Genomic DNA, 25,925 nt, shown 5'->3' with positions numbered 1-25,925 from the left:
TCCTCAACAAAAATCACTCTTTCCTTATTTAATACCAGCCTGTCTCCCCGCGGGTATACGGCCAAAACCCAACTGCCTTGGCTTTACGGGGATCCAAATCATAGACCATTGGCGTATAGCAGGATTTTTGTCCTTTATTGATCTCTCCGTTTCCGCCTGCATTATGGCAGCCGTATTGTTTATTATCTGTGCTTCGTACGACTAATGCAGTAGCTTCGCCATCTGTTTTGGCTGCTCTGCTCAATGTAATCTTTGCCCATGCTGTTTTGCATTTCGTGCTAAAGCGAAGTTCAAGGGTGGCGTATGAACCATCATTATTCGTTATCTTCAACGATTTCTTCGTTACTCCGGTGTCATCACAATTGTTGTATGAAGGGGCTTTACCATCATAGGTGTTCGTCTCTGCGAAAGCTTTGCTCGTAAAGCCTCCAGGTGAAACAAGCAGAGCAATACTTAAAATGGAAATGAACAAACAGGATGTTGCTTTTTTAATCAGTTTCAACCTTATCAATCCTCCGTTTCTTTTATTCCACCATAGAGTAACGCGGTTGGAATAATATGTTAAGTGCAATTTATCCCAAAAGATTCTAATTTTTTCAAACGGAAAATCAGCAGTTAGCAGGAAATATCTTTAGAATTAATCAGGCAGAAAGTAACTGATGGAAAAGGATCAAATCATAATTTGATATTTGATTAGTGTACATTTCTAAGATAAAAAACAAACAGGAGGGACATGTTGTTAATGGGGTTGAGAATCTTTAATAAACAAAATCCCTGATCCGTTACGGATCAGGGATTTTGTTTATTAAAAACCGGTGCCAGGCACCTATTTATATAGGATCAGAATTTAAAGCGTTTTGAATGGTTTCGAAGCTTTTTTCAATATGTGTGATCATTTCCTGTTCGGCTTTACTAGCTTTTCGCCCTTTAATAGCCAAATAAATCCGTTCGTGATCATCTACAAAATCCGAGAAATTTTTAAAATGATTTTTTAAGACATTGTTCCTAATATAAAGCGTTTTTGTTTTGATCACCTCGCATAATTGGATGAGCTGTTTATTATGGGAGGCCAAGTCAATGATATCGTGAAACTCCTGATTTAGATTGGTAAGTGTTTGGGTATCATTTCTTTTTACCGCCTTTTTTGATTCCTCAAGAACGAAGCCAAGCTGATTCAATTGCTCGTCCTGAATATGAGTAGTTGCCAATTTAACGGCAAGAGACTCCAGACTTTTCCTGCATTCATACACATCCACTATATCTTGAACACTAGGGTTGTAAACAAATATGACATTATTATCCCGTGTGAGCAAACCATCCTTTAACAGCATCTGAAAGGCTTCACGAACGGTTCCTCTGCTTACGCCAAGCTGTAAGGCGACCTTCGTTTCAACTAATCGTTCTCCAGGTTGAAATTCACTCTCCATGATCATTGCTTTTAATATCGTATAAACCTGACTATGCAAAAGTTCTGTTTTTTGAATTTCCCTCAATTCAAGCCCTCCTAAGCAACATGGGTTCAAGGCATTAATTCTGTCTACTTATTAGTTTACATTAACTCGAGGGGTTGTTAAAGAATAACAGAAGCCATTCTTTAAAAAAATGTCAACGGTTAACCGTTGACAAAGAAACCGCTGCTAACTATTATTATAATTATCAGAATTTTTATATAATACAAGATCGAACCCTTTAAGAAGTGACAGAAAAAGTGTTCGCTTCAAAGGATGTAAAGCGCTTACATCCTTTGAAGGTTAAACTACTAGAATGGAGTGGGAGTATGATGGATCATCAAAAGAGAGAGCCTTTAAAAGGACTGAAGGTTTTGGAAATAGGCAGTTTAATAGCTGGACCATTCGCAGGAAGATTATTGGCGGATTTTGGTGCTGAGGTTATTAAAGTTGAACCGCCAGGAAAGGGGGACCCCATTCGGAAATGGAGAATGCTGCATGAGGGGACTTCCTTATGGTGGTATGTGCAGTCCAGGAATAAGAAGAGCATCTCTTTAGATCTTCGCAAGGAAGAAGCGCAGGAAATTATTCGAGAGCTTGCTAAAGAGATAGATATTATTATTGAAAACTTTAAACCTGGCACGCTGGAAAAGTGGGGCATTGGTTATGACGACTTAAAGAAATATAATCCCTCTATCATTATGGTTCGTGTTTCAGGATATGGCCAGGACGGTCCTTATCGGAATAAACCAGGCTTTGGCAGTATTGGGGAGGCAATGGGAGGTATTCGGTATTTAACGGGCTATCCCGATCGGCCGCCGACCAGAGTAGGGATTAGTTTGGGAGATTCTGTAACTGCTCTCTATGCCGTGATGGGGGCATTGATGGCTGTCTATCATAGAAATCATACGGGAGAAGGGCAATGTGTGGATGTCGCTCTTTACGAGGCCATCTACAGCTTAATGGAAAGTGCCGTTCCAGAGTATGACCAATACGGGGTGATCCGTGAACGAACGGGCAGTACATTACCCGGAATTGCACCGTCCAATACGTACCTTTGCAGAGACGGAAAATATGTGGTTATTGGAGCAAATGGGGATGGAATCTTTAAAAGGCTGATGGATGTCATCAATCGAGAGGATTTGGGTGAAGATCCAGATTATTCTTCCAATCATGGACGTGTACAGAAGTCTGAGTACTTGGATAAAGTCATAGGCGGCTGGACAATCCAGCATAACTTAAAGGATGCGCTGAAAATACTGGATGAGTACAACATTCCTGCCGGCTCCATTTATAGCGTGGAAGATATGATGGAAGACCCTCACTTTATTGCTCGTAAAATGATTTGCGAATTGGATGTAGAGGGGTTAGGAAAACTTAAGGTCCCTGGCATTGTTCCAAAAATGAGCAAGACACCTGGAAGCATTAACTGGCCTGGACCTAAGCTGGGAGAACATACGGAAGAGGTATTAAAAGGGAAGCTCGGGATTACAGACTCACAATATGAAGAATGGCAAGAGGAAGGGATTCTCACCAATAATGAAACAGGCGCTCTAAAACGATAAGGGGGAGAGGGACTGATGAATTTACCAAAACGTGTAGAAATCATGGAATCGGGGCCACGAGATGGCATCCAAAATGAAAAAACGTTTATCCCAACCGAACAGAAATTACAGCTCATTCATGCCTTAGGTGAGACAGGGATCAAAAGAATAGAGGCAACCTCGTTTGTATCGCCAAAGCATGTGCCGCAAATGGCAGACGCCGATGTTGTCTATCGAAACATTGATCAAAAGCCGGATTTGCAATATCTGGTCCTCATTCCGAATAAAAGAGGATTTGAACTGGCAAGAGAAGCGGGCGCTAAAAACCTTGCTCTTGTTGCTGGTGCAAGCGAGACGTTTAATATGAAAAATGTTCGGATGTCCGTGGAAGAATCACTGCACCAATTATCGCTAGTGGTAGAAGAAGCAAAAAGTGAGGATATGTTTGTAAGGTTCAGTATTGCCACCTCTTTTCACTGCCCGTATGAAGGGATTGTAGCGGAAGAAACAACATTGAATTTGGTGAAGACATTGGAAACGTTAGAGGTAGATGAGATTGTTCTATGCGATACGATCGGCCGAGCGAATCCATATCAGGTCTATCAGTTATTCTCAAAAACCTTAGACCTCGGTACAAAGGCTAAAGTTACAGCACATTTCCACGATACATACGGATTTTCAAAAGCTAATTCATTAGCTGCTTTGCAAGCTGGAATAACCTCTTTCGATACATCCATTGGCGGTCTGGGTGGATGCCCATTTGCGCCAGGCGCTGCAGGAAATGATTCTACCGAAGACTTTGTATTTATGCTTAACGAAATGGGTATTGAAACCGGAATTGATTTTGAAAAGCTGATGGATTGCGTAAGTCTTGTAAAAGAAATGACAGAACGGAGGCTGACAGGCCACCTGCAGCAAGTGAGAGGGGGGAGTCTGAAACAGAGGGTATAGGAGAAATTGTAACCGCTTTCTACTCAACGAATAATAAGGGGGTTTAGGGAATGGCTATTTTAGGATTTTTAATGATTGCTACTTTTCTTTATTTGGTCATGACGAAACGAGTTTCAGTATTAATTGCTTTTGCACTCGTACCGATCGTATTTGGTCTGATTGGCGGCTTTAGGCTTGAAATGGGAGAAATGATGCTTGAGGGCGTTCAGAAAGTAACACCGACAGGCATCATGATCGGGTTTTCTATCCTTTATTTTGGATTAATGATTGATCGAGGATTGTTTGACCCGATGATCTCACGGTTGATTCGATTTGCCAAAGGCGATCCGCTTAAAATCGTAATGGCCACTGCCATCATTACCTTAATCGTTGCTTTGGACGGAGATGGTTCTGCGACATTTATGATTACAATCACTGCCTTGCTCCCTGTTTATAAAAGGCTGGGCATGAATCCTCTTATCCTGGCAAGTACCGTAGCCCTTGGAGCGGGGGTCATGAACATTATCCCTTGGGGCGGACCGCTGGCAAGAGCCATGGTTTCACTGGATGCCACTTCTTCACAACTGTTTAATCCGATAATTCCTTCCATGCTTGCAGGAATGGCCTGGGTTGTGTTTGTTTCTTACGTACTTGGCAAGAAAGAGAGAAAACGTCTGGGAGTTGTTCAATGGACGAATCATCATGGAAAAAATGCTGAAGAAGAGACGGCCGCCGCTTTGGACATGCCGGCAACTGGTCTTCCAAAAATGTTCTGGTTCAATCTTATTCTAACGGTGGTTCTTATAACGGTTTTAATCATGGAATTAATGCCAGTACCTGTCTTATTTATCCTTGCTTTTGCCCTTGCTTTAATCGTGAACTTTCCAGATGTAAAGAAACAGAATGACCAAATCGCTGCACATGCAAAAAGCATGGTCTTAGTGTGCTTTACCATTTTTGCCGCAGGTATTTTCACTGGCGTCCTTTCAGGCACAAAAATGCTGGATGCCATGGCGGTGTCAATGGTCTCCATCATACCGGATTGGATGGGGCCGCACCTTCCGACTTTAATAGCCGTCATCAGTATGCCGTTAAGTTTAGTATTTTCTCCCGATGCCTTTTATTATGGAGTGCTTCCGATTCTGAGCGAATCAGCAGCCTCGTTCGGTATTGATCCTTTGGACATTGGCCGTGCCGCATTACTAGGAAACGCTACAACAGGGTTTCCGTTAAGCCCATTAAATCCATCTGTCTTTGTTCTTCTTGGTTTATGTAAGGTGGATCTGGGTGACCTTCAGAAGAGTGTTTTCTTCTGGGCATTTGGAACGACCATCGTTATGACGGTTATTGCGCTTATAACGGGTGCTATTTCTTTCTGAATTTCCTTACGCCCCACTCTAGTTACCAGAGTGGGGCGAGGTTTCGATTTATGAATAGAAAGGAGGATTTGAATGCTGCCTTTAGATGGGATAACAGTTGTTACGCTGGAGCAGGCAGTAGCGGCACCTTTTGCTTCCAGACAATTAGCGGATTTAGGGGCACGCGTCATAAAAGTGGAGAGGCCGGGCACCGGGGATTTTGCCCGACAATATGATTCAGCCGCCAAGGGAATGTCCAGCCACTTTGTCTGGCTCAATCGTTCAAAAGAGTCAATAACGCTTGATTTGCAACATCCAGATGGTAAATTCATATTGGATAAAATTCTATCGGAGGCGGATGTTTTTATTCAGAATCTAAAACCTGGGGCTGTTGATCGGCTTGGATTTTGTTCCGATGTTTTAAAAGAAAAGTATCCGCAGCTTATCATCTGTGGAATTTCGGGGTATGGATCGTATGGACCCTATAAAGAAAAAAAAGCATATGACCTTCTGATCCAATGTGAGACAGGGGTGGTTTCGATTACCGGTACAGAAGAGACACCATCCAAAGCAGGAATATCCATTGCTGATATAGCCGCCGGGATGTATGCGTACTCTGGTATTTTAACCGCCTTGATTTCCCGTTTTAAAACAGGAAAGGGGCAAGTGTTGGAAGTTTCTATGCTTGAGGCTCTTGGAGAATGGATGGGTTATCCCCTCTACTATTCTGAGTATGGAGGATCTGAACCGAAACGAACTGGAGCAAGCCATGCCACGATCTATCCTTATGGACCTTTTCTGGCAGGAGATCAAAAACTGGTTTTCATGGGGATACAAAATGAACGAGAATGGGCGAATTTCTGTGAGATTGTCTTAGAAGACCCTGCATTAAAGGCGGATACCAGCTTTAACAGCAATGCCAGGAGACTGGCCAATAGCAGTCAGCTGAAAGAAATCATTGATGCTGTATTCCAAAACCTGAGTGCAGAAGCAATTATCAGCAGGCTGGAAAAGGCTGAAATTGCTAACGCTCATTTGAATACGGTTCAGGAATTTGTTAATCATCCACAGTTGAAAATCAGAAATCGCTGGAGAGACGTCCAATCACCGGCGGGAATGTTGAAAGCTTTAATTCCGCCGGTAACGTTTGAAGATTTGGAACCGGCAATGAATCCGATCCCGGCAGTAGGGGAACATACAGAGTCAATTTTAAAAGAGTTCGGCATTGATGCATCAACAATTGATAAATATCGGACAACGGGAGTTTTGTGAGAGTTTAAAAGGGTGGTGATGTGCTTGAATGAATATCGTACATGGATGTTTGTACCTGGGTCTGATGAAAAGAAATTACAAAAGGCAGGCAGCTTAAGTGCAGATGTGCTGATCTATGATCTGGAGGATGCTGTTTCTCCAGATGAAAAAGAAATGGCCAGAACAAGAGTGAGAAAAGCGATTGATCTTCATGCAAACAAAGTGAATTTTGTAAGGATCAATAGCTATCATTCTCCTTACTTTTATGAGGATCTGACGAATGTACTGAGGGCTGGTGTATCAGGGATTGTCTTGCCGAAGGCCGAAACCAGCGAACAAATCGTTTTTCTTGATCGCATAATCAGCGAATTAGAAACGAAAAGAAACATGGATTCATGTCAAATTAAAATCGTTCCCATTATCGAATCAGCTCTAGGGGTCCATCACGCTTTTGAAATCGCGTCTGCAAGCCCCCGTGTAATACGTATGGCATTTGGTTCCATGGATTTTGCTTTGGACATCCGGGCGGATCTGACGAAAAACGGAATGGAATTGCTCTATGCACGGTCGCACCTCGTGATTGCATCGAAGGCAGCTGGCATTGAAGGCCCAATTGACACGGTGTACGTGGACATTAAGGATTGCGATGGTTTATTAAAAGAAACTACGTTGATCAAGCAACTGGGCTTTCATGGAAAACTGATTATTCATCCTGACCAGATTGAGCTTGTTAGCCAAGTCTTTGCTCCGACAAAAGAAGAGATAGAAGAAGCGGAACGACTAGTAAAAGCCTTTGAACGTTCATTAGTAAACGGCTCGGGTGTTTTGCAGCTGGACGGGAAAATGGTTGATCTGCCGATTGTAGATCGGGCCAGAAGAATATTGCAATCAGCAGGGGTTCATTCTTCTTAAAGGATAACGGATGGGAGATTAAAGTGTGAGGACGATAAGGATTGGTGCAGGTGCAGGCTATGCAGGCGACCGGATTGAGCCTGCCGTTGAATTGATGAAAAAAGGGCATTTGGATTATATCATTTTTGAATGTTTGGCTGAACGAACCATTGCCTTAGCTCAACAAGAAAAATTGAAGGATTCAGATAAGGGTTACAACCGATTACTGGAGTACCGAATGGATAAAATATTGCCTTTGTGTGCTGGAAGCCATATTAAAGTGATTACGAATATGGGAGCTGCCAATCCATTATCAGCAGCGAAAGCGGTCAAAGCAATGGCACAGGAACAAGGAATCCGCAACCTGAAAATTGCTGCTGTTACAGGAGATGACGTGTATTCGAACATCGAGCAGTATTTAGACTTACCCGTTATGGAAACCGGGGAGAAGCTGAAAGAAATTCAAACACCCATTATTTCGGCGAACGCTTATATCGGCATGGAGGGAATCGTTAGGGCTTTAAAAGAAGATGCTGATATCGTGATAACGGGCCGAGTCTCTGACCCTTCTCTGACGGTCGGTCCGTTAATGTATGAATTCGGCTGGGAGATGACGGATTACGAACGACTGGGAAAAGCAACTGCTGCAGGCCATTTACTGGAATGCGGCGCCCAGGTCACAGGAGGCTACTTTGCTGATCCAGGCTATAAAGAAGTGGAAGACCTATGGAATGTCGGGTTTCCAATCGCTGAAATTAATGAGGATGGAGATATTACTTTAACTAAGCTTGATGAAGCAGGCGGGGTTGTATCGACGAGTACGGTAAAAGAACAATTGGTATATGAAATTCATGATCCCGCGAGGTATTTAACTCCTGATGTGATCGCGGATTTTTCTCAAATTGAAGTGGAGGAGACGTCTTCTGATCGTGTGTTTGTGAAAGGAGCGTCAGGAAAGAAAAAAAGCGGTTTTTATAAAACAAGCGTTGGGTATAAAGATGGATTCATTGTGGAAGCGGAAATCAGCTATGGCGGTTCAGGTTGCTTAAATAGAGCTAAACTGTCTGAGGAAATCATTAGAAAAAGAATCGATCACAGGGATATTAAGATACAGGATTTAACCATTGATTTTATAGGAGTGTCCTCATTATATGGAGAGTCAATATCAAGCTTATCAAGTGAGAACATTACACCTTCAGAGGTTCGTTTACGAATAGCGGCTAGGAGCAGCGAAGAGAAGGATGCTCTGGCAATAGGACAAGAAGTAGAAGCCCTCTATACGAATGGACCTGCAGGAGGCGGGGGTGTACGGGTAAACATTCAGGACATTGTTTCCATTGCCTCAATACTCATCCCTGAAAGTGATATCCAAATTGACGTGGAATACGAGGAGGTGTAAATTTTGAAACTAAAGGAAATCGCCCATTCAAGAACTGGAGATAAAGGAAATATCTCGAATGTTTCTGTCATCGTTTATGAAATGGGTGATTATGAGAAGGTAAAAAAATCTATAACCGCAGAGCGGGTAAAAGAATTTTTTCAGGAAATTGTAAAGGGAGACGTTATTAGATATGAACTCCCTAAGATCGGTGCTTTAAACTTTGTTATGGATAACGCATTAGGAGGGGGTGTGACTCGTTCCCTTTCATTAGATCGCCATGGGAAAAGTTTGAGTTCAGCGCTGATGGATATGGAAATCGTTCTATAAATTAAAATGGAAAGAGATAAACACTCCTGTTTTGACATTCTGGATTATAATGAAGTCATCCAATTATTGTTTATGAAAAAGGGGTGAGAAAAATTAATATAAATAAATTACTAGTCGTAAGCCCCATGTACGAAGAACTTAAGACTATTATCGAAAAGGAAGATTTACAAAAAGATTTCCGTTTTCTGCCTGAAGAACAGATGACGCAGGAGGATCTTGCGTGGGCTGATGCTTATGCATCCTTTAATTTGAAGTCCAATTTTGACTACAGTTCAGTAAAATGGGTGCATTCCTGGGAGCGGGTGTTGACTGTTTTTTATACAAAAAACAGTGGAATGAAGAGGTGTTATTAACCAGAACCATTTGTTCCTTTGGACAAAGGATTGCCGAGTATTGCTTGAGCTACATACTTAAGGATGTACAGTTACATGAGCAATTTCAAGAATTAAAGCATCAAAAAAAATGGCATCCCATTCCACCACAATTATTAAATAAACAAAAAACCATGGTTTATGGAACCGGTGAGATCGGCCAAACGGCTGCAAAAATTTTCTCGGGATTTGGGATGGAAGTCTATGGGGTTTCTTTAAGCGGGAAGAAAAAAGAATATTTTAAAGAGGTTATGACTGTTGATGCCCATTTTTCACAGTTACATGAAATGAATTACATCCTTAATACTTTACCGTTGACCGAAAAAACAACCAATTTCTTTGATGGGCGACTCTTTCATCATTTAACTGATGCGGGTTTTATAAATGTGGGAAGAGGTGCATCGGTTGATAATGATGCGCTGATTCATGCTCTAGATTCAGGTCAAGTCAGATTTGCTGTGCTCGATGTATTTAACCATGAGCCGCTGCCAGACGACCACCCATTTTGGAATCATCCCGATGTTCATATCACTCCCCATATCTCAGCAGTTACCACACCTGAGGAGAGTGCAGCCTGTTTTGTAGAAACACTAAAAATGATTGAAGGAAACAGGGTGCTACATAATAAGGTTGATTTTAAAAGAGGGTATTAAACCGTCCTATAGCTTTCCTTTACTCCAGAACAATTCTCAGACATAAACACCCCTGTCGAATATCGAAATTCGACAGGGGTGTTTGAATGATATTGCAAAACGTGTACTGATAAGGGCTATACTGAGGTAGAGGTGCTTCTGAATTTTTCCTGCCTCTTTTTGCTTGTATTCTCCCAATTTGACGTCCATGCGATTCCCGTAGCGATCAAGAGGAAGATTCCCGTGACTAGAAAAACAATGTGAATCGTAAAAATCCCACCTATAAAACCGCCAAGGACTGGACCGAGCATCCCTCCGATTTGATTAGCGGTTTGATTCAGTCCAAAGGCCCTGCCTCTAAAATCATCCGGTGTTAGCTTAACAACCAGACCATTTAAAGCAGGGAAGACCGCGCAGAAAAAAATGCCGAACATAAATCGTATGATGGAGAATCCCCAGATTCCATGAAATAACATTTGTGCCAATGTACCAAGCCCGCCGCCGCATAACCCAATGATCAAAACCGTGCGGAACCCGATTTTATCTGCCAATTTACCCCAGAACGCTCCGAATAAAATACTTGCAATACCAGGTAAAGAAAAGATCACACCTGCCAGCAATGAAATATTTTCGACAGAGCCGCCTAATTTTTGTATGTATAAAGGTAAGACAGGCTCAATGGTCATAAGCGAACAGACGGTCACCATCGTTAATAACAAGACAATCATAAATTGGCGGTTAGCTGTCGCAGTCCGGATATCATTGATGACCGATCCCCTCGTCGTACTTGGGGTGAAATTTTCCTCTGTTACCATAAAGATTACGAGAATCGTAGAAAATAGTACCAATAATCCTCCACTGGCAAATGACCATCTGTTTCCGACTAATGTGGAAATACCGCCCCCAAGGAGAGGTCCAATAATCCCGCCTGAAGCCGTTGCTGTCGATATCATAGCCAGGGCGTATCCTACATTCTTCTTTGGTGTATTTGTACCAATTAGAGCGATGGCTCCAGGAATGAATCCTGTTAGAAGCCCCTGCATGATCCGCAGAACCAGCAATTCATAGGGATTGTTCACAAAGGCGGTAAGCGTATAAATAACAAAAAGAGAAAAACCAGCTCTAATGATCATTGGCTTTCTTCCATATTTGTCCGCTAATAGTCCCCAATAAGGAGAGGAGATGGCACCTGCCAAAAATGCTGCACTAAATAATACTCCCGCCCACATTTCAGTGTGGTAGTGCACACCAATCTGAAGAAGAAACAGAGGCAGAAAGGGGATAACCATAGAATAACTGGCCGAAGTGAAAAAAACTCCGATCCATAAAACCCACATATTTCTTTTCCAACGTTCCATCCGCCATCACTTCCTTAAAATTTTCACGTAGGTTAATATTTAGCAATTATAACATTAAATATAGTGGAATAATGGAAAGGATTGAAGGATGTACTAAAAACAGAATTGAAAAAAGACGGATCATTTTCTGTATGTTGTTCTTTACCACCCAATAAATCATTACATGATTGATGTAAGGCTTGCTATCTTAAAAATTCCATTAATTAACCAGGCCACTTTATAGTTCAAAAGAAGCTCGTGGTTTCAACATTCAATCTTTTAGTTTTTTTAAAGAAAGAGGTAAAAGCTCCTCATTTTATTTAATCATGTATTACCGATGGAACAACTGCAGCCGGTTCAATTGAAAAGTAAAATAAAACAATCTAAATAAATTCGAGAGCATTTTTGTATCATTTTTCATTTTGTCTCAATTTCAGTAGTAAACTTAACAATTGATACAGATTTTGCTCTTTTCTGCATAGCTTCCTAGAATATATATTATGTTAACTAGAAACAAACATAATATTGTCAAGGGCTGCTGCCTCCAAGTTCCGATAATATCTCATATCGTCCCCTAATTTGCTCCGAGTTCCCAATAATAAGGGTTCTCTTCCTCATAAGTCACTGGAGTTCCTATAATTTATGGTTTCGAACATAATTCCCAGGGTTGATCCTCATAATTCCCAAGGAGGTCTTTTAAAAATGAATTATGTACAAGCGTCTGATGACTATCTTATGTATCTTGAAGTTGAAAAAAATTACTCGGTTAACACTTTATATAGCTACACCTTTGATTTAAAACTCTTTGGTGAGTTCCTAATGCACAATCATCGATCTTTAAATCTTGATGAGCTTACCGCATCCAGTGTACGTCGTTTTGTTCAGGATCAGGTCCTTAATCATGGAATTAAACCGCGCACCTTGCAGCGCCGAATTTCATGTTTAAAATCATTTAGCCAGTTTTGTCTTAAAGAAAATTACATGAAGATGGATTTTACCGCTGGAATTGAAGCACCTAAGGCCGATAAAAAACTGCCGAAATATATGTCGCTACAAGATTTGCATAAGCTATTTTCATCCTTAGAAAATGACACCAGGCCACTAGGAATCCGCAACGAACTGATGTTTAAACTCTTAGCTACCACAGGTATGAGACGTCAGGAGTTGGTTGATTTAACATGGGAACAGGTGGATTTGATTTCACAGACCATCAAAATCTTTGGGAAAGGAAAAAAAGAGCGTCTTCTTCCCCTTCATCCTACCGTTATTCCATTATTTGTGGCTTATCAAAAAAACCTAAAAGAATCTCAATTACATTATAGTGAACCGATTTTTTATAATGCCCGCAACAAACCATTAAATCCAAGGGGCCTACACAAGATATTTAAGCAAGCTTTAGAGCATGCTGGGCTTCCCTCTCATCGTTTTTCTTTGCATCACTTAAGACATACGTTTGCTACGCTCTTGTTGCAAGAGAATAAAGATAAAGTGGATCTGCGAACATTGCAGGAATTATTAGGACATGAAAGCTTAGTTACGACTTCGGGCAAGGATTTTATAGGAGTCAATTAGTGATGCTTCCTTCTCCATAATATTATTGGATACACCGAGCATCAGTTCTGGATTAAGGGGCTTTAACAGATGAATGTAGCAATTGCAGGTGTCTTTGCATTTATATCATCCAATCTGGACTAGTTGCCATAATAGCACCTATTGAACGAACAGCTGAATTTTTCGGTCGCTCGTTCAATAGGAATGTGTGAAAACATCAATAGTGACACGAAGTCAAGCCCACTAATTTTATTATTTAGAGCTTAACTAAGAGATAACCTTAAATAAGGTCATAATCATAATTAAATGTTAAACTGTTCAATTGATAGTTTGGTTCATATGAATTTCCGTTTATTGTGAATCGGCCTGTTTCTGAAATTAAATGTAAATTTGTTTTAGCTCTTGAACCAATAACGTACAACATCTTGTTTGAAGCAGAAAATTCCGTCTGGTACGATCTATTAATTATTTGATTCCAGTGAGGAATGTACCCTCTTAATAAACCAAAGGAAATAACAGTTTCATACTCCTCACCCTTTACCCCGTGACAAGTATTTATTACTACGCCTTTAGATTGCATAAACATTGATTTAAAAGAATTAACATCTGTTGGTATATGTTTAAAATCCTCCCTTTCTGATCTTTTGATTATCCCAGAAAAAAAGGTTTCCCAATGAAGACGCAACTTTTCATTTGTTATATCAACGTTTATTTTTTTAAACAGTTCTTTAAAAGATGCACTTAAATACTTAATACCATCAGTCTCATTAGGTTTTATCCGATTAATTATATTAAGCATTTTCCTACAATTGTCATAATCATCTACTTGGGAATAAACACCAATAAAATTCAAATCATTAATAATTTCTTTTACCCATCTAATTCTAGTAAGATATAATCCTGGCGAAGGTCTAGTCAGAAACAACCTTGCTAATTTATACCAAAAGTTGTCTGGATTCCTCGGTAATGGTGTTAAACCAGGAGCGTCAAATGAAACGGTGGGAAGTTCCCCTTTTAATTTCCTTGCAATATCTGTGAGAAAAATCCATCTAGGTGCAACTACACAGATTTCGGATTCTGGAATACCTTGGTCCAAACTTTTCTTTATTAAACGAGCTATTTCCTTATGAAGATCATTTTTAGGTAATGTTTGGTTATAAGTAATAATGCCTTGTGTTTTTGCTTTTTTACCTAGGGCGATAATTTTTATTTCATTCATCTGGAAGTAACTGTATAAATCAATTATCCTTTGTGATGAACGGTAATTTCCTGACAGGTGCAGCTCCTTAATTTTAGCTCCACCGATATCTTGTTGAATCTCATCAAGTGTTTTTGCTTGTCCACCTAGGGATTCGTAAATTGCTTGATCTGGATCTCCTACAATAAAAATGCTACTGGTGTTTCCACTTGATTTTATTATTTCTCCGATTATTCCATATTGAAGATCCTGAGTATCCTGAAATTCATCAATATAAAAGTTTTTCATAAACCTAGATAAAGTCCTTGCGATTTTAGGTTTTTCCAATAAAAGTCTATACGAAAAATATAGAATTAAATCAAAATCAATAAATTTACTATTTAATAGTCTTGTATGAAATTCTTTTGCAGCATTTTTAATATTTTGGTCATTAGTTTTATAGTCACCATTTCTTTTGAAAGCTGTAATATTTTCAACAAAAGGTGAAAGAAAGTACTCTTCCTTTATAACTTTTAATAATTGTTCATGAGTAAACTCATCAATAATAGAAAAACCATCTTTTAATTCTTGAATATAACCTGCATAAGGTTTTAGAATCCAATTTACACAAAAGGAATGTATCGTACCAGTCCATAATTGACTTGTATCTACTTCTAATTTTTCAATTCTTTGATGGATCTCTTCTGCTGCTCGGTTTGTATAGGTAAGTGCAACAATGCATTGTTTTTTTGATTCCAATTCCATTAAATTTTTTGCAATTCGCAAAGTCAAAACTCTTGTTTTACCACTACCTGGACAAGCAATTACTAAAACGTTACCGTCTTCTTTAACTGCGTTTTTCTGTTCAGTATTAAGTTCGTTATACATTTGCTAATTCTCCATATATTGCGTATAGACATTGTAAAGTTGGAAGAATTGATCATTTTTATTTAAATCATAAAAATAATTGACTATTTCAGTAAAGGAATAATCTTCTTCAGGTTCGTCCGAAAGAAATGTATATAATTCACTTAATTTTTCATCTATAAATAAACCTTCTTCAGCTCTATGTTTGATTATTTTCCTTAAGTGATTTTCATTGAGCTGTGAAACAAAGCAAATAGCTTCTATAATGTATGTTGGTATATATGATTGATAAGATAATTGTTCAACAAGTAATAAAGAAAACCAACCTTTCCCAGCTACCTCATCAGCTAATCTGAGTGCTTCTCTTCCGCCAGTCTCAGTATCTAGTACTTTTAATTTTTCCATAGATGTATTAATTGCAGCCTGCTGTATATAGATATTTTTTAATGATTGAATAATGGTTTCCTCATTTCCACTCAAAAAGAAATCAACTTCAAATGTATAATCGGCATAAAATGCATTCACCCACTTATTATCCATACAAAAATCATCTAGAGAAATTTTTCTTAGTAGTCCGCTTTCTTGTGAATTTCTACATTTACGCTCAAATTTATCATCCAGTTCTTTATTTTCATTAAGTGGAATAATGGATTTATCAAGATCAGTAATAATAGAGCATTTCCGTTTAATGCGATAATCGGAAAAAAGTAATGCAAATATGCTTAAAAACTGTACTACTCATATTTATAATGCTTACACCAATTTCATCTAAACTGATTCCGTAAACTTTTTTAAATAGTGCAGGAATTAAAATTAATTCTGCATCTCCTTCAACTAAAATGACTCCTTTAGCAAAAAGTATCGTACTTCTAATAGCATCTAAATATCTTTCAATTCTCTTACACTCATCGTCTGATAAACCATTGTTTGGCTGACAAACATTGGTTCTTTGGTTTTCTTTACAAAGGATATTGATCGAACTTATTTTATTTACAGATGAAATATGGGTTGAATGAGTCGAAATGATAACTTGAGTATTTTGGAAGGAATAATTTTCGAAAATGGTTTTTTGTATGTGAGTATGAATATGTGCTTCGGGCTCTTCAATCAATAGAAAATGAGCTGCTTTTTCCTCTTTTGGCTGTTTAAATTCATATTCTAACAACTTTAAAGTGATATAAAGCAAATTTGCACCGCCTAAGCTTAGGTCTTCTAATTTACTCTCAAACCCGCTTTCTTCTGTATCACTTACCCAAAGAGTTAAAGACTGCATTAACTTATTAATATCTTCTGGCAACTCTGATTTTATTGATATATTTGGTGCATAAGTATGTCCAATTGTATTTATTAATGTCTTTTTTATTTTTTCTGATAGTTGCCCTATCTCATCTAATTCGCATATTGTTTTGTTGAGTTTTTTTATCATTTCCATAATTTCAGTGAAATTTTCCACTTGAATATCTTTTGAGGTACCTCTTAATAAATTTAACAAGGGACTGCTTTTTGAATTTCTTAGATCATTAACTACATTTCGAAGTGCCTTTATAAATGTACATGAAATCTCATTTCGTATTAAATGAAGTTGTGAAGTTTTTTCACCTAAAGCTTCTTTTGACTCTTCCTCTGGATTAGGGAATATAATGTTTTCAAAATCTCCAACATACTTTCTGTATATTTCTTCATCAGTAAAATCAACGCTTCCTCGAAAACAAAATACTGATTCGTAATCATTAATGGTTATGGTGTCTAAAATAGACTTTAATTTTTCTTTATCCTTATCTATTTGCTCGGATAATTTATATAAATCCTTTCTAATCTTTTGTGTAGGCATGAAGTGAAAATTATAGGTCCCTTTATCTTCTTCGGTATCCATGTCTTCGATATAATTAGACAACATTTGCGTGCCTTCACTTGCAGCTAAATCCTTAAACTCTAACCTTATGATTATCCAATGGCCTCTCCAATCACCAAGATTTCTGTTAAAGTCTGTTTCGATTAATTGAGCAGCTTTGATAGGTAGATTTGTATCAATCAATAAACGAATAGCAAATAATGCATTTGTTTTCCCTGCCCCATTTTCTCCAATTAGGGAATTTACTCCTTTATTGAAACTGAATATTGCATTATCAAAATTTCTAAAGTTTCTTATCATTAGTTGTGAAATATACATATTTAGCAACTCCAATGTTCGACATATGACTCATTTTACCAATAATTTCTTGATTTTGTATCCAAAAAAACATCGATAATTTTTATATAAGCACAAAATGGGAGATGATATAATTTTCCTATTTATAAGCTAATTCTGGTCTGTGGGATGCTGATTTTTGGTAACAATGATTTTTAACAAATTCGATTAACTGGATTCAAATTCACAACTTAATAAATACACATTAATTTTTCTGTTCAGGCAGATTTTGGTGTGTTTTCTCTCTAATCAAAAGTACATTACTTATCTTTTTTGTCCCAGGGGGGGCTTGTCCCAAAACATTCTTGTCCCAATCTACCGAGAAATAAAGGAAAGATAAAATAAAGTAAAATAAAATAACATAAAATAAAATGACCTTAGAAAATAATTATGATTTTTGAAATTAATGTCGAAATTATTCCTTACCCCGTAACAAACCAGAATTCCCTTAACCAACGCTCGATACCAAAATCGTATCAAAATCAAACTAACAAGTGTAAAATTATTCATAGAAAAAGACAAGGACGGGAAAGTTCCCATCCTTGTCTTTTGAATTTAAAACGATAAGGTTCCATACTGTAAAAAGTAAGAGTGATTTTATTGCTGCTTATCAGGCTACACTCTTTTACCATCAACAACGCTAACATCCTTCTTAACTGTTTATCTTCAGAAATTCTCTCCATGATTTCACTTATCCCTTTGTGAAATTGCTCTTGATCCGAGATTACCTTCTTCAATGATTCCAGGTAAGCTCGTTCCTTTTCAAGACAACCTCTAAATTTTCTTGTGCCTCATCTAAAAAGACATTCTTGAGGTCAGCTTTCTGTTTAAACTCGTTAATAAGGTTAACGCTTGCTTTTCCTTTGTCATTCATTTACCAATAAAAAAACATGCCTTAAAAGCATGTGTTAAAATCCTTAGAAAAAGGTTGCCCAGCCTTCCTTCTCCTAAGGATTTCACATTGAACCTACTTTTATAGATAGCTTATTTAACCATCGCACCCGATTGTTGAACAAGAGATTTTTTATATTTTGATTTCTTTTGTTTCTTGGCATAATCCATTCATACATGGCTTGTAATATTTATAACCTTTAGTTAGAAGGTAATTATGATTGCAGTTATAAAGGAGCGGAAAATATGATTCTCTCTAAATTTGTAGATGAACTCCCTATCCTTCCTATTCTAAAACCTACATGGAAAGATCCTCTTCTTACTTATTATGAAGTGAATATGACGGAATTTAAGCAATCACTCCATAATGAGTTAAATGATACAACTGTTTGGGGTTATGAAGGCAGCTTTCCAGGTCCTACAATTGAAGTAGAGAGTGGAGAAAGAGTGTTTATTAAATGGATCAACAATCTCCCTGATAAGCATCTTTTGCCGATAGACTATACAGTGCATGGTGCCCATAACGATGTGCCCCAAGTAAGAACGGTGGTACATGTACACGGGGCAAGCGTTGAACCTGATAGCGATGGTTATCCAGATGCGTGGTTTACCAATGGATTTTCACTAGTCGGTCCAAAATTTAAAAAGGAAGTCTACCAATACGATAACAACCAGAGATCTGTAACTCAATGGTACCATGACCATACGATTGGGATTACCAGACTCAATGTGTATGCGGGACTGGCAGGTTTTTATCTTATAAGAGATCAGCGGGAACGTTTATTAAATTTACCCAGCGGCAAATATGATATCCCTCTAATGATTCAAGACAGGTCTTTTCATAAAGATGGATCTCTTTATTATCCAAACCAGCCACCAAAGCCGATCAAGGGATTAGAAACATCCATCATTCCTGAATTTTTTGGGAAAACCATCCTTGTTAATGGAAAGGTATGGCCCTATTTAAAAGTGGAACCACGAAAATACAGATTCCGATTGTTAAATGGATCGAATACACGTTTTTATAGGATCAAGCTTGATTCAGGACAACTCATTTATCAAATCGGGACGGATAGCGGATTAATGGAATATCCGATAGGTATCCATGAAATCCTACTTGCTCCAGCAGAAAGAGCAGATGTTATCATTAACTTTACCAATCTTGAGGGAAAAAACATTATCATGACAAATGACGCCCCCGCACCTTTTCCAGATGCGGACCCTGCAAATGTAGTAAGTATAATTATGCAATTTAGTGTCTCTCTTCCTCTTACAAATATTGATACAAGTGTTATTCCGCAGTACATGGAGCCTATTCAAAAGTTACAGGAACAGTCAGCTTCAAAGATAAGATACTTAACCTTAAATGATAATATGGATCAATATGGACGGGAATTCATGTTATTGGATAATAAACAATGGGATTACCCCATAACAGAAAATCCTAAATTGGGATCAACCGAAATATGGTATCTCATTAACTTAACGACGGATACACACCCTATTCACATCCACTTAATTGATTTCCAAATACTAGACCGAAGACCTTTTGATGTCGACAAATATAATAAGGGAGGGGTCATCCATTATACGGGGCCAGCGATGCCACCCGCTCCACAAGAACGAGGAGAGAAAGATACAGTCAGGGCTAATCCGAAACAAGTTACACGAATCATCATGAAGTTTGGGCCGTATACAGGATTGTATGTTTGGCATTGTCATATCTTAGAGCACGAGGATTATGAGATGATGAGGCCATATATGGTTATTCGATAAGAGATTCTCATTCAAGTATTTATAAATTGTAAAAAAGCCTCCCTTAAAGAAAGTAGGTCTTGTCGTATTAGTTTACTACTGTAATGCTTTAGTCGCTCATCAGTGCATTCATCTTGTTGTGGATGTAGGCACCGTTTGATCCGACTCGATTTCATTATTCTGTCTAAACCTTTTTTAATTTCCAAATCATCATTAATATCAACAGATAAAGTATCTAGATTATTCATACAACATTTCTTGTACTTCTTTTTTAATCCGCAGGGACACCTCTCGTTTCGTCAAAGCTTTTCAATAACAATACTCAAATTACCACCCTCCAATAAAAGTTAATGAATATTTTCATCAGCGAACACAATCCACTAAATTCCTTTATTTTAATTTTTTACATCCATTTTGAAAACGATTTTGCTCACCGCTATCAACCTAAATCCAAATAAAAACAGCCGTTAACGAGCCACGGCTATTAATTTCCCAATATTCCGATACAGAATTGCTTTACTGACGCCTGTCATCTCCGTAATTTCCTGTATCGTATATTCTTTCGAGCGATACAGTTTTAGTGCTCTTTGAATAGATTCCTCATCTTTTTTCGGACGGCCGTCTTTTTTACCTCTTGCTCTTGCTGCGTCTAGTCCTGCCTTTGTTCGTTCGATTATCATATCTCGCTCAAATTCGGATAACGAAGCGAAGATATTGAAAATCAACTTTCCTGTCGCTGTTGATGTATCAATGTTTTCTTTCAACGATACGAACGTGATCCGTTTTTGAGACACTTAATTCATTTTCACATCCACTAAATCGGTTATCATAACTTTATGTACTTCTTGATGAAAATCAACGATGCGTAGTTCCTTTTTATACTTATCTACATAGTGCACTTTCCCAATCAACAATTAAAATCACCTCTTTCGAAGTAGGTAAAACACAAATCCTGATTCTCGGCCATCGCCTGCATATGGTCTCCTCCATCAACTCCAACTGCTGCTCATCCAGTTCAGGCTTCACTTTTCTCTTATTGTCCCAATCAAATTCCCTTAAACCCTTTACATGCTCAGGGATAAACATTCTTTGCCACTTCATCTTCCCTCGGTCCCGAAGCATATCCATCACCTTCCTGATACTATTATATGCGAATATATGTTCGGTCAACACTAAAAATAAATTACAAATGATGGATATCATTTGCAGGAATTTGTCTAATTCAGTCGTAATTTACAATTAATCGTAATTGGGGAGGCGATGAGAAGTTGAATAATGAAGACAAGGAAACAAAAAAAGCTCTTCATGATCAAACGACTTTTAGATTTGAACAAGGTCAAGCAGATGAGTCCCTAAGTCACACTTGGAGTAAATCAGGGGATTATTTTCTAATTTGTATGCAGAATACATCAGGCATAAGACATTTATTGGAACCGATTTAACAAAAAAGGAAAGCTCTTGAGCTTTCCTTTTAAGCTAATGATCAACTTTGATTAGTGTCAGTATCCAAAGTTCACCATTGAATTACATACCAACAAACATATTTCTGCTAAAGGGAGCCCAGTTTTCTCCCCTAAAACCAGTCATTCCCTCTAAGTTAACAAAACAAGGGAGCACAGTGTACATTATGCCAGCCATTGTATTATCCCTAAATATCATGATGTATCTCATCCTCGAATTGTCAGCTGGTGTTATCATTGCCATATCGGGACGTATTGCGTTCTCTGCTGTTAGTGCATCCTTCATTCCTACACTCGCGATACCAACAGGCCCCATATTGCTTCTAATCCAGTAATTCGAAACATTTGTGGCTGACTCTAAATCAGTCCGCTTGTCATATGTTAATAATATTTGATTTGATGAAATTTGTCTTGCCTCCAAAAGAATCGATCCCTATCAAAATTTACCATTATTAACCTCCACATTTTGATTAAAAGTCAAATGACCTATTTCAAGATATGTGGGGTCACTTATTTATGTTCATAAACAAAGCTGGAACGCCCTACGGAGCCTGGTTTGGCTTGAGCTAGCATGGCTTGAGACGCTTTAGCAAGGATTCCAGCTTTAGTTTGTTGCATTAATTCCTTCGCCATGTCAAACCCTCATGGATACGAGATTCAGTAGCTGTTAAGTTTTCGGAAGAAGTTCCAAGGTTATTGATTGTGTGCTCTAAACGGTTTTGGTATGCACCAAGTTTAGAACGCTCACCAGACACTGTTTCAATTCTACATTTATTTGATAAGTAAAATTTTTAATGAATATATTGTGCCAATAGCTGGTTAAACTTGCCACGTTCTTCCCAGAAAGGGCCATGACCACTATATTGAAACGAGACTAGCTTTGAATTTCTTATTTTTTGATTTAGTTCCTGAGCTTGTGAAAATGGAATAACTTTATCATGAATGCCGTGAATAATTAAAGTTGGGGCAACTATTTTTGGAAGATCTTCATTCAAATTCTCATCTCTTAATAAAACAATGACTGCCGCTGTCGACCATCCCGCAGCCTGTAATCCCATTTGAAAAAACCAGTCTGAGAATGGGCGAGTTACATACTGAAAGAAAAAGCCATCTGTTACGTCCTGCATCATTTTAGGGCGGTCATTTAAGGCTTCTTTAAGAAAGTTATTAGCAGTTTCTGCGGTAAAGCCAGTGGGAGCTGCAGCATCAACAAGGACAAGTCGGGATACTCCGTAACCGTTGTATCTAGACATATATCGAATCGCAATTGCTCCACCTGTTGAGTGACCCACAAGCGTAAAATTTTCTAATTGAAGTGTACCAACAACAGTGCGGATATCATCAGCCAGTCTATTTAAGGTGTAGCCACTAATTGGTTTATCGGAATTACCAAAACCCCTCCAGTCTATGCCAATACAGCGGTAACCCATTGCAGGAAGAACATCAAACTGATATTCGAACTGTTTATGGCTCAACGGCCAGCCATGTAGAAATACTATGGTCTTGTTACCCCCTGGGTTAAGATCTTCAACATATAGATTTACACCTGGCTCTACTGTAACAAAGTATCCCATAACTATTCCTCCGTAGTTAAAATGGTTTTACCAATAAGATATTCATCTTTGTAAGCTAGGTGCATACCTACCCCTCCATTGGTTGTAGAAGCGTAAAAGGATAGGGTTATTGAACTATCCTGCCCGTTAGTTGAACAAGGTTAAGCAAAGCTACAATTAATGCTAAAACAGCCTAAAAAAAGAGAGGATTCCAATTCAAGTGCCCTCAATGAAAAAGTGGTAACTATTGAACTAGTGTAGCTAATGGGCCGATTTCACAAAAGAATCACCTTTCCTAAAGGTAGGTAACGAAAAAACAAAGGAAATAAGAAACACCGCAGAGAAATAGTCCTTACCTAGAAAAGGTTTCACATATGCACTTGTTAAGAAGGTAGCCACATTCATGATGCAAGATCTGGGAAAACGAATCCGATATGTCCGAGAAAAGAAAAGGATAACGTTAAACGCTTTTGCCAATCAACTTGGTGTTTCCTCAGGATACTTGAGTAATTTGGAAAGGGGAAAAACAGATAATATTGAACTTCACTTATTAGAAAAGATTCAAAAGGAACTTCTTATCTTCTCCATGGTCCCGCCAGACCAGGAAGAAGATCAAATTACCTTTCGTTTTAATCGAGCGATGCAGCAATTCCGTGCATTATCAGAAACCGAGCCTGGTACAGCTGAATATCTGTTATCGGCCTTTGAAATCGGATTGGAACACTTTCTGAAATGAATTCAAATAATACAATGGACATTTATTTACATAGGAACCCTCCCCACTCACTGTGGTTGTTTATGTATTGGGTCCTTACTTCGCTGCTCGATATTTTACAAAATGAAAAAACAAAAATTAATAACTGTCATATAAAACCATTAATAAAAATAAAAGAGCATTTTGGAACAAATTTAATTTACCAGGATTTCAAAAGTCGATGATCCCTTGGTAAGATAATAGGTTTTTACCTCATTAATTTTTTTGTTCTTTTCCGCATATTGGTAAACTGAATGAATACAATTAAATGCAAGGACGGAATCCTCATCAATCAGGGATTCTTAAGAAGCTTCTGCTCCTCTAACCTGACTGGAAGAGCAGAAGTTTTTTATTTATTCATGGACTTTGCTCATTGTGCACTTCCTTATCTAATTGGTTAGGATCTAAACAATACGTTAAGGGTTTTCCATTCTTTAAAAACTGACTCCCTAGCTCTAATAATTGTGAGGAATTGATGATTGTAATTCCATTAGAAACCATCTTGGTTAAAGACCACTCTGCGGTAGTTGGCTACCTCGGAGTGTCGTCCTTTTTAAGAAATTAGAAAAGCCTACCTCCGAAGAGATAGACTTCCTTCCTCCCAGCTTTTTATACCATTAGTGATGATGTTTACTCTTTTTCTTTCTTTTTTTACAAATAAATTTTGATGATGAACTTGAGGATGAACGTTTACGTTTACATTTACATTTAAGTTTAACATTCTTTTTTTTGTGAGAAGATGACATTTAATTTCACCTCCATCTAAAAGTACTTTGAGAAAATAAGAGAAAATCTCTTAATCTCTCAATATTCTATGTAGAAATATGGTAGATTGTGAAACAAAACTTAAAAATGTGCGTTATTTCTTATAAGGAAAAAACACCACCGTAGGTATAACGTCCAGTCCTTTGTTTATCTTCTTACATATATTATTTTAGGGATGCCAATCCCAATCAAACCTTCTTTTCTCTTGCAAAGCTCTGTGGAATTGGGCCCTTCACAGAGCTTTTCTTTGTATTAGTAAATCAAAAAAGCCCCTCTCCGAAATAATGGGCCTTTTCCATACGCACCTTAAGTTAATAACTGAGTAATATGTTAGGGACAATAGCATATTCCTTTCCCACTTTTTAAGAATAACTCTGCTTTTGAAGACCACCCCTTTCGGTAGAGTTATTCTTTACTTTGCCTTAGTTCCTGTGAACTTCTCAGAATAGATTTTTCAACAGCCTTCTCGTTACAAATTTTAATCAGGGGATCCTAGATCCGATTCAGGATGCAATCATAAATGAGAATGTTTTTTGGCTTAAAATCATGATGGAACATTCAAGATTTATTGCCTCATTACTTGACCAGTCTGAAAGAAATCTGGTCAGGACAGCTCTTAAATTTGGTGATGATTTTGAGACCCTTTTAAACCGAGCCAGAGATGTTGAATCCATGTTACACCGTAAGCAGCCAACTTATCCGATTATAGGAAAGATGAATAAAGACAGTGAAGATGCTACTACTGAACTGCGTGCCTTTAAAAAGGCGGGCTCGATCTTATTAGATCCTGACAAATCCGCAACGTGATCAATCCCTTATTAGCAGACCATGTACTTCGGGAAGCCGATCATTTCCTATTTATGATTCATGTATTAGAAGAAAGATTAAAAACAAAACAGATGACAGAACAACAGCGATAATTCGCGTTGTCTGATACTTTGCGAACCGTAAGAATTGCAAAAGGAAAGCCGCTAATCATGCGGCTTTTTTACTTTTAGCAATGTCTTACTTCCTTCTTCTTTTGTTGCCTTTACACAACTAAATTGCATAGTGTTTACAAAGATAAAATAGGACAAGAACATTGCTCTAGACCCACCACTATCCCTGTGGTTATTATAGTGAGGTGCTTATAGGAGGGGTCAGATAGTGGAAGAGCAAAAATATAAGGAACTTAAATTAGGCGAACGCGGAGCCATCATTAGTATCATTGCATATATTTGTCTTTCCATTCTAAAGTTAGCGATTGGATATATAAGTGACTCTGCTGCTTTAAATGCGGATGGTCTAAACAATACAACCGATATCATCGCCTCTATTGCTGTATTAATCGGTTTAAAGCTGTCTCAGAGGCCACCCGATGAAGATCACGGGTATGGACATTGGAAAAGTGAAACCATTGCCTCAATGGTTGCTTCTTTCATCATGGTAGCCGTGGGGCTTCAAGTAATACTGGATGCCATTACCTCAATTTTTCAAGGAGGTAAAGAATCTCCA

The 25,925-nt window shown here is 38.2% G+C and carries 23 protein-coding genes and 3 pseudogenes; 14 read left to right on the top strand and 12 right to left on the bottom strand.

Features of this window, described 5'->3' with window-relative positions; translation table 11 throughout:
• Positions 1–28: 28 nt before the first annotated feature.
• Positions 29–502 carry a DUF2690 domain-containing protein gene (locus M1K46_RS20040; protein ID WP_091009805.1) on the bottom strand — a complete coding sequence of 158 codons (474 nt, stop codon included), beginning with the start codon at positions 500–502 and terminating at the stop codon, positions 29–31.
• A 328-nt stretch (positions 503–830) separates the two neighbouring features.
• Entirely contained in the window at positions 831–1,493 is a 663-nt protein-coding gene (locus tag M1K46_RS20035) for a GntR family transcriptional regulator (RefSeq protein WP_256227436.1), read from the bottom strand.
• Positions 1,494–1,780: 287 nt separating this feature from the next.
• Here M1K46_RS20035 and M1K46_RS20030 point away from each other — a divergent pair, with 287 nt between their 5' ends.
• The 8 genes from M1K46_RS20030 to M1K46_RS19995 all read left to right on the top strand — a co-directional run bounded on the left by M1K46_RS20030 (position 1,781) and on the right by M1K46_RS19995 (position 10,154).
• Positions 1,781–3,013: a CaiB/BaiF CoA transferase family protein gene (locus M1K46_RS20030; protein WP_375162227.1), complete on the top strand. Its 1,233-nt coding sequence runs from the start codon at positions 1,781–1,783 to the stop codon at positions 3,011–3,013.
• A gap of 15 nt (positions 3,014–3,028) precedes the next feature.
• Positions 3,029–3,943 (top strand): hydroxymethylglutaryl-CoA lyase, encoded by a 915-nt coding sequence (locus tag M1K46_RS20025; protein ID WP_256227434.1) that lies wholly within the window; start codon positions 3,029–3,031, stop codon positions 3,941–3,943.
• A gap of 50 nt (positions 3,944–3,993) precedes the next feature.
• The gene (locus M1K46_RS20020; RefSeq protein ID WP_256227433.1) at positions 3,994–5,301 is read left to right on the top strand and encodes a CitMHS family transporter; all 1,308 of its coding nucleotides are present in this window, start codon (positions 3,994–3,996) and stop codon (positions 5,299–5,301) included.
• A gap of 72 nt (positions 5,302–5,373) precedes the next feature.
• Complete coding sequence (locus M1K46_RS20015) at positions 5,374–6,552, top strand: CaiB/BaiF CoA transferase family protein (RefSeq protein WP_256227432.1); 1,179 nt, start codon at positions 5,374–5,376, stop codon at positions 6,550–6,552.
• A gap of 24 nt (positions 6,553–6,576) precedes the next feature.
• Positions 6,577–7,443, top strand: coding sequence for an HpcH/HpaI aldolase/citrate lyase family protein (locus M1K46_RS20010; protein WP_256227431.1), 867 nt, complete (start codon positions 6,577–6,579; stop codon positions 7,441–7,443).
• A 25-nt stretch (positions 7,444–7,468) separates the two neighbouring features.
• A complete protein-coding gene (locus M1K46_RS20005; protein WP_256227430.1) occupies positions 7,469–8,821 on the top strand; it encodes an acyclic terpene utilization AtuA family protein in 1,353 nt (450 codons plus the stop codon).
• A 3-nt stretch (positions 8,822–8,824) separates the two neighbouring features.
• Positions 8,825–9,130, top strand: coding sequence for an AtuA-related protein (locus tag M1K46_RS20000; protein WP_062232332.1), 306 nt, complete (start codon positions 8,825–8,827; stop codon positions 9,128–9,130).
• 280 nt (positions 9,131–9,410) lie between these two features.
• On the top strand, positions 9,411–10,154 hold the full coding sequence (locus M1K46_RS19995; RefSeq protein ID WP_256227429.1) for a D-2-hydroxyacid dehydrogenase: 744 nt from the start codon (positions 9,411–9,413) through the stop codon (positions 10,152–10,154).
• Between the two features lie 116 nt (positions 10,155–10,270).
• Here the strand turns inward: M1K46_RS19995 and M1K46_RS19990 are convergent, their stop codons facing one another.
• Positions 10,271–11,491, bottom strand: a complete 1,221-nt coding sequence (locus M1K46_RS19990) for an MFS transporter (protein ID WP_256227428.1) — start codon at positions 11,489–11,491, stop codon at positions 10,271–10,273.
• 681 nt (positions 11,492–12,172) lie between these two features.
• Here M1K46_RS19990 and M1K46_RS19985 point away from each other — a divergent pair.
• Positions 12,173–13,042 (top strand): tyrosine-type recombinase/integrase, encoded by an 870-nt coding sequence (locus M1K46_RS19985; RefSeq protein ID WP_256227427.1) that lies wholly within the window; start codon positions 12,173–12,175, stop codon positions 13,040–13,042.
• 259 nt (positions 13,043–13,301) lie between these two features.
• Here M1K46_RS19985 and M1K46_RS19980 read toward each other — a convergent pair whose 3' ends face one another.
• The 3 genes from M1K46_RS19980 to M1K46_RS19970 form a co-directional block, all read right to left on the bottom strand.
• Positions 13,302–15,086, bottom strand: coding sequence for a UvrD-helicase domain-containing protein (locus tag M1K46_RS19980; protein WP_256227426.1), 1,785 nt, complete (start codon positions 15,084–15,086; stop codon positions 13,302–13,304).
• 3 nt (positions 15,087–15,089) lie between these two features.
• A complete protein-coding gene (locus M1K46_RS19975; RefSeq protein ID WP_256227425.1) occupies positions 15,090–15,605 on the bottom strand; it encodes a hypothetical protein in 516 nt (171 codons plus the stop codon).
• A 145-nt stretch (positions 15,606–15,750) separates the two neighbouring features.
• Positions 15,751–17,235 carry an ATP-dependent nuclease gene (locus M1K46_RS19970; protein ID WP_256227424.1) on the bottom strand — a complete coding sequence of 495 codons (1,485 nt, stop codon included), beginning with the start codon at positions 17,233–17,235 and terminating at the stop codon, positions 15,751–15,753.
• Positions 17,236–18,390: 1,155 nt separating this feature from the next.
• On the opposite strand from M1K46_RS19970, the gene M1K46_RS19965 reads away from it, so the two are divergent.
• Positions 18,391–19,920, top strand: a complete 1,530-nt coding sequence (locus M1K46_RS19965; protein WP_256227423.1) for a multicopper oxidase family protein — start codon at positions 18,391–18,393, stop codon at positions 19,918–19,920.
• 11 nt (positions 19,921–19,931) lie between these two features.
• On the opposite strand, the pseudogene M1K46_RS25900 reads toward M1K46_RS19965, so the two are convergent.
• The 3 genes and pseudogenes from M1K46_RS25900 to M1K46_RS19955 all read right to left on the bottom strand — a co-directional run.
• Positions 19,932–20,198, bottom strand: a pseudogene (locus tag M1K46_RS25900) (SEC-C metal-binding domain-containing protein); the annotation flags it as partial.
• 168 nt (positions 20,199–20,366) lie between these two features.
• Complete coding sequence (locus M1K46_RS19960) at positions 20,367–20,693, bottom strand: recombinase family protein (RefSeq protein ID WP_256227422.1); 327 nt, start codon at positions 20,691–20,693, stop codon at positions 20,367–20,369.
• 88 nt (positions 20,694–20,781) lie between these two features.
• Positions 20,782–20,985, bottom strand: a complete 204-nt coding sequence (locus M1K46_RS19955; protein WP_256227486.1) for a YolD-like family protein — start codon at positions 20,983–20,985, stop codon at positions 20,782–20,784.
• A 182-nt stretch (positions 20,986–21,167) separates the two neighbouring features.
• On the opposite strand from M1K46_RS19955, the gene M1K46_RS19950 reads away from it, so the two are divergent.
• On the top strand, positions 21,168–21,341 hold the full coding sequence (locus tag M1K46_RS19950; RefSeq protein WP_256227421.1) for a hypothetical protein: 174 nt from the start codon (positions 21,168–21,170) through the stop codon (positions 21,339–21,341).
• A gap of 82 nt (positions 21,342–21,423) precedes the next feature.
• Here M1K46_RS19950 and M1K46_RS19945 read toward each other — a convergent pair whose 3' ends face one another.
• From M1K46_RS19945 to M1K46_RS19935, 3 genes and pseudogenes are all read right to left on the bottom strand, one after another.
• The gene (locus tag M1K46_RS19945) at positions 21,424–21,780 is read right to left on the bottom strand and encodes a hypothetical protein (RefSeq protein WP_256227420.1); all 357 of its coding nucleotides are present in this window, start codon (positions 21,778–21,780) and stop codon (positions 21,424–21,426) included.
• 89 nt (positions 21,781–21,869) lie between these two features.
• Positions 21,870–22,132, bottom strand: a pseudogene (locus tag M1K46_RS19940) (flagellin); the annotation flags it as partial.
• An 18-nt stretch (positions 22,133–22,150) separates the two neighbouring features.
• Positions 22,151–22,933, bottom strand: a complete 783-nt coding sequence (locus M1K46_RS19935) for an alpha/beta fold hydrolase (RefSeq protein WP_256227419.1) — start codon at positions 22,931–22,933, stop codon at positions 22,151–22,153.
• A 382-nt stretch (positions 22,934–23,315) separates the two neighbouring features.
• Between M1K46_RS19935 and M1K46_RS19930 the strand changes: the two genes are divergently transcribed.
• The 3 genes and pseudogenes from M1K46_RS19930 to M1K46_RS19920 form a co-directional block, all read left to right on the top strand.
• On the top strand, positions 23,316–23,648 hold the full coding sequence (locus M1K46_RS19930; RefSeq protein WP_256227418.1) for a helix-turn-helix domain-containing protein: 333 nt from the start codon (positions 23,316–23,318) through the stop codon (positions 23,646–23,648).
• 1,260 nt (positions 23,649–24,908) lie between these two features.
• Positions 24,909–25,351: pseudogene (locus M1K46_RS19925) on the top strand (DUF2935 domain-containing protein); the annotation flags it as partial.
• 226 nt (positions 25,352–25,577) lie between these two features.
• The coding region (locus M1K46_RS19920) for a cation diffusion facilitator family transporter (RefSeq protein WP_256227417.1) at positions 25,578–25,925 on the top strand (348 nt) is incomplete at its 3' end.

It is taken from the genome of Fictibacillus sp. WQ 8-8 (genome assembly GCF_024494405.1).
Classification (GTDB): domain Bacteria; phylum Bacillota; class Bacilli; order Bacillales; family Fictibacillaceae; genus Fictibacillus_C; species Fictibacillus_C marinisediminis.
This window is presented reverse-complemented; position numbering and strand designations above follow the sequence as displayed.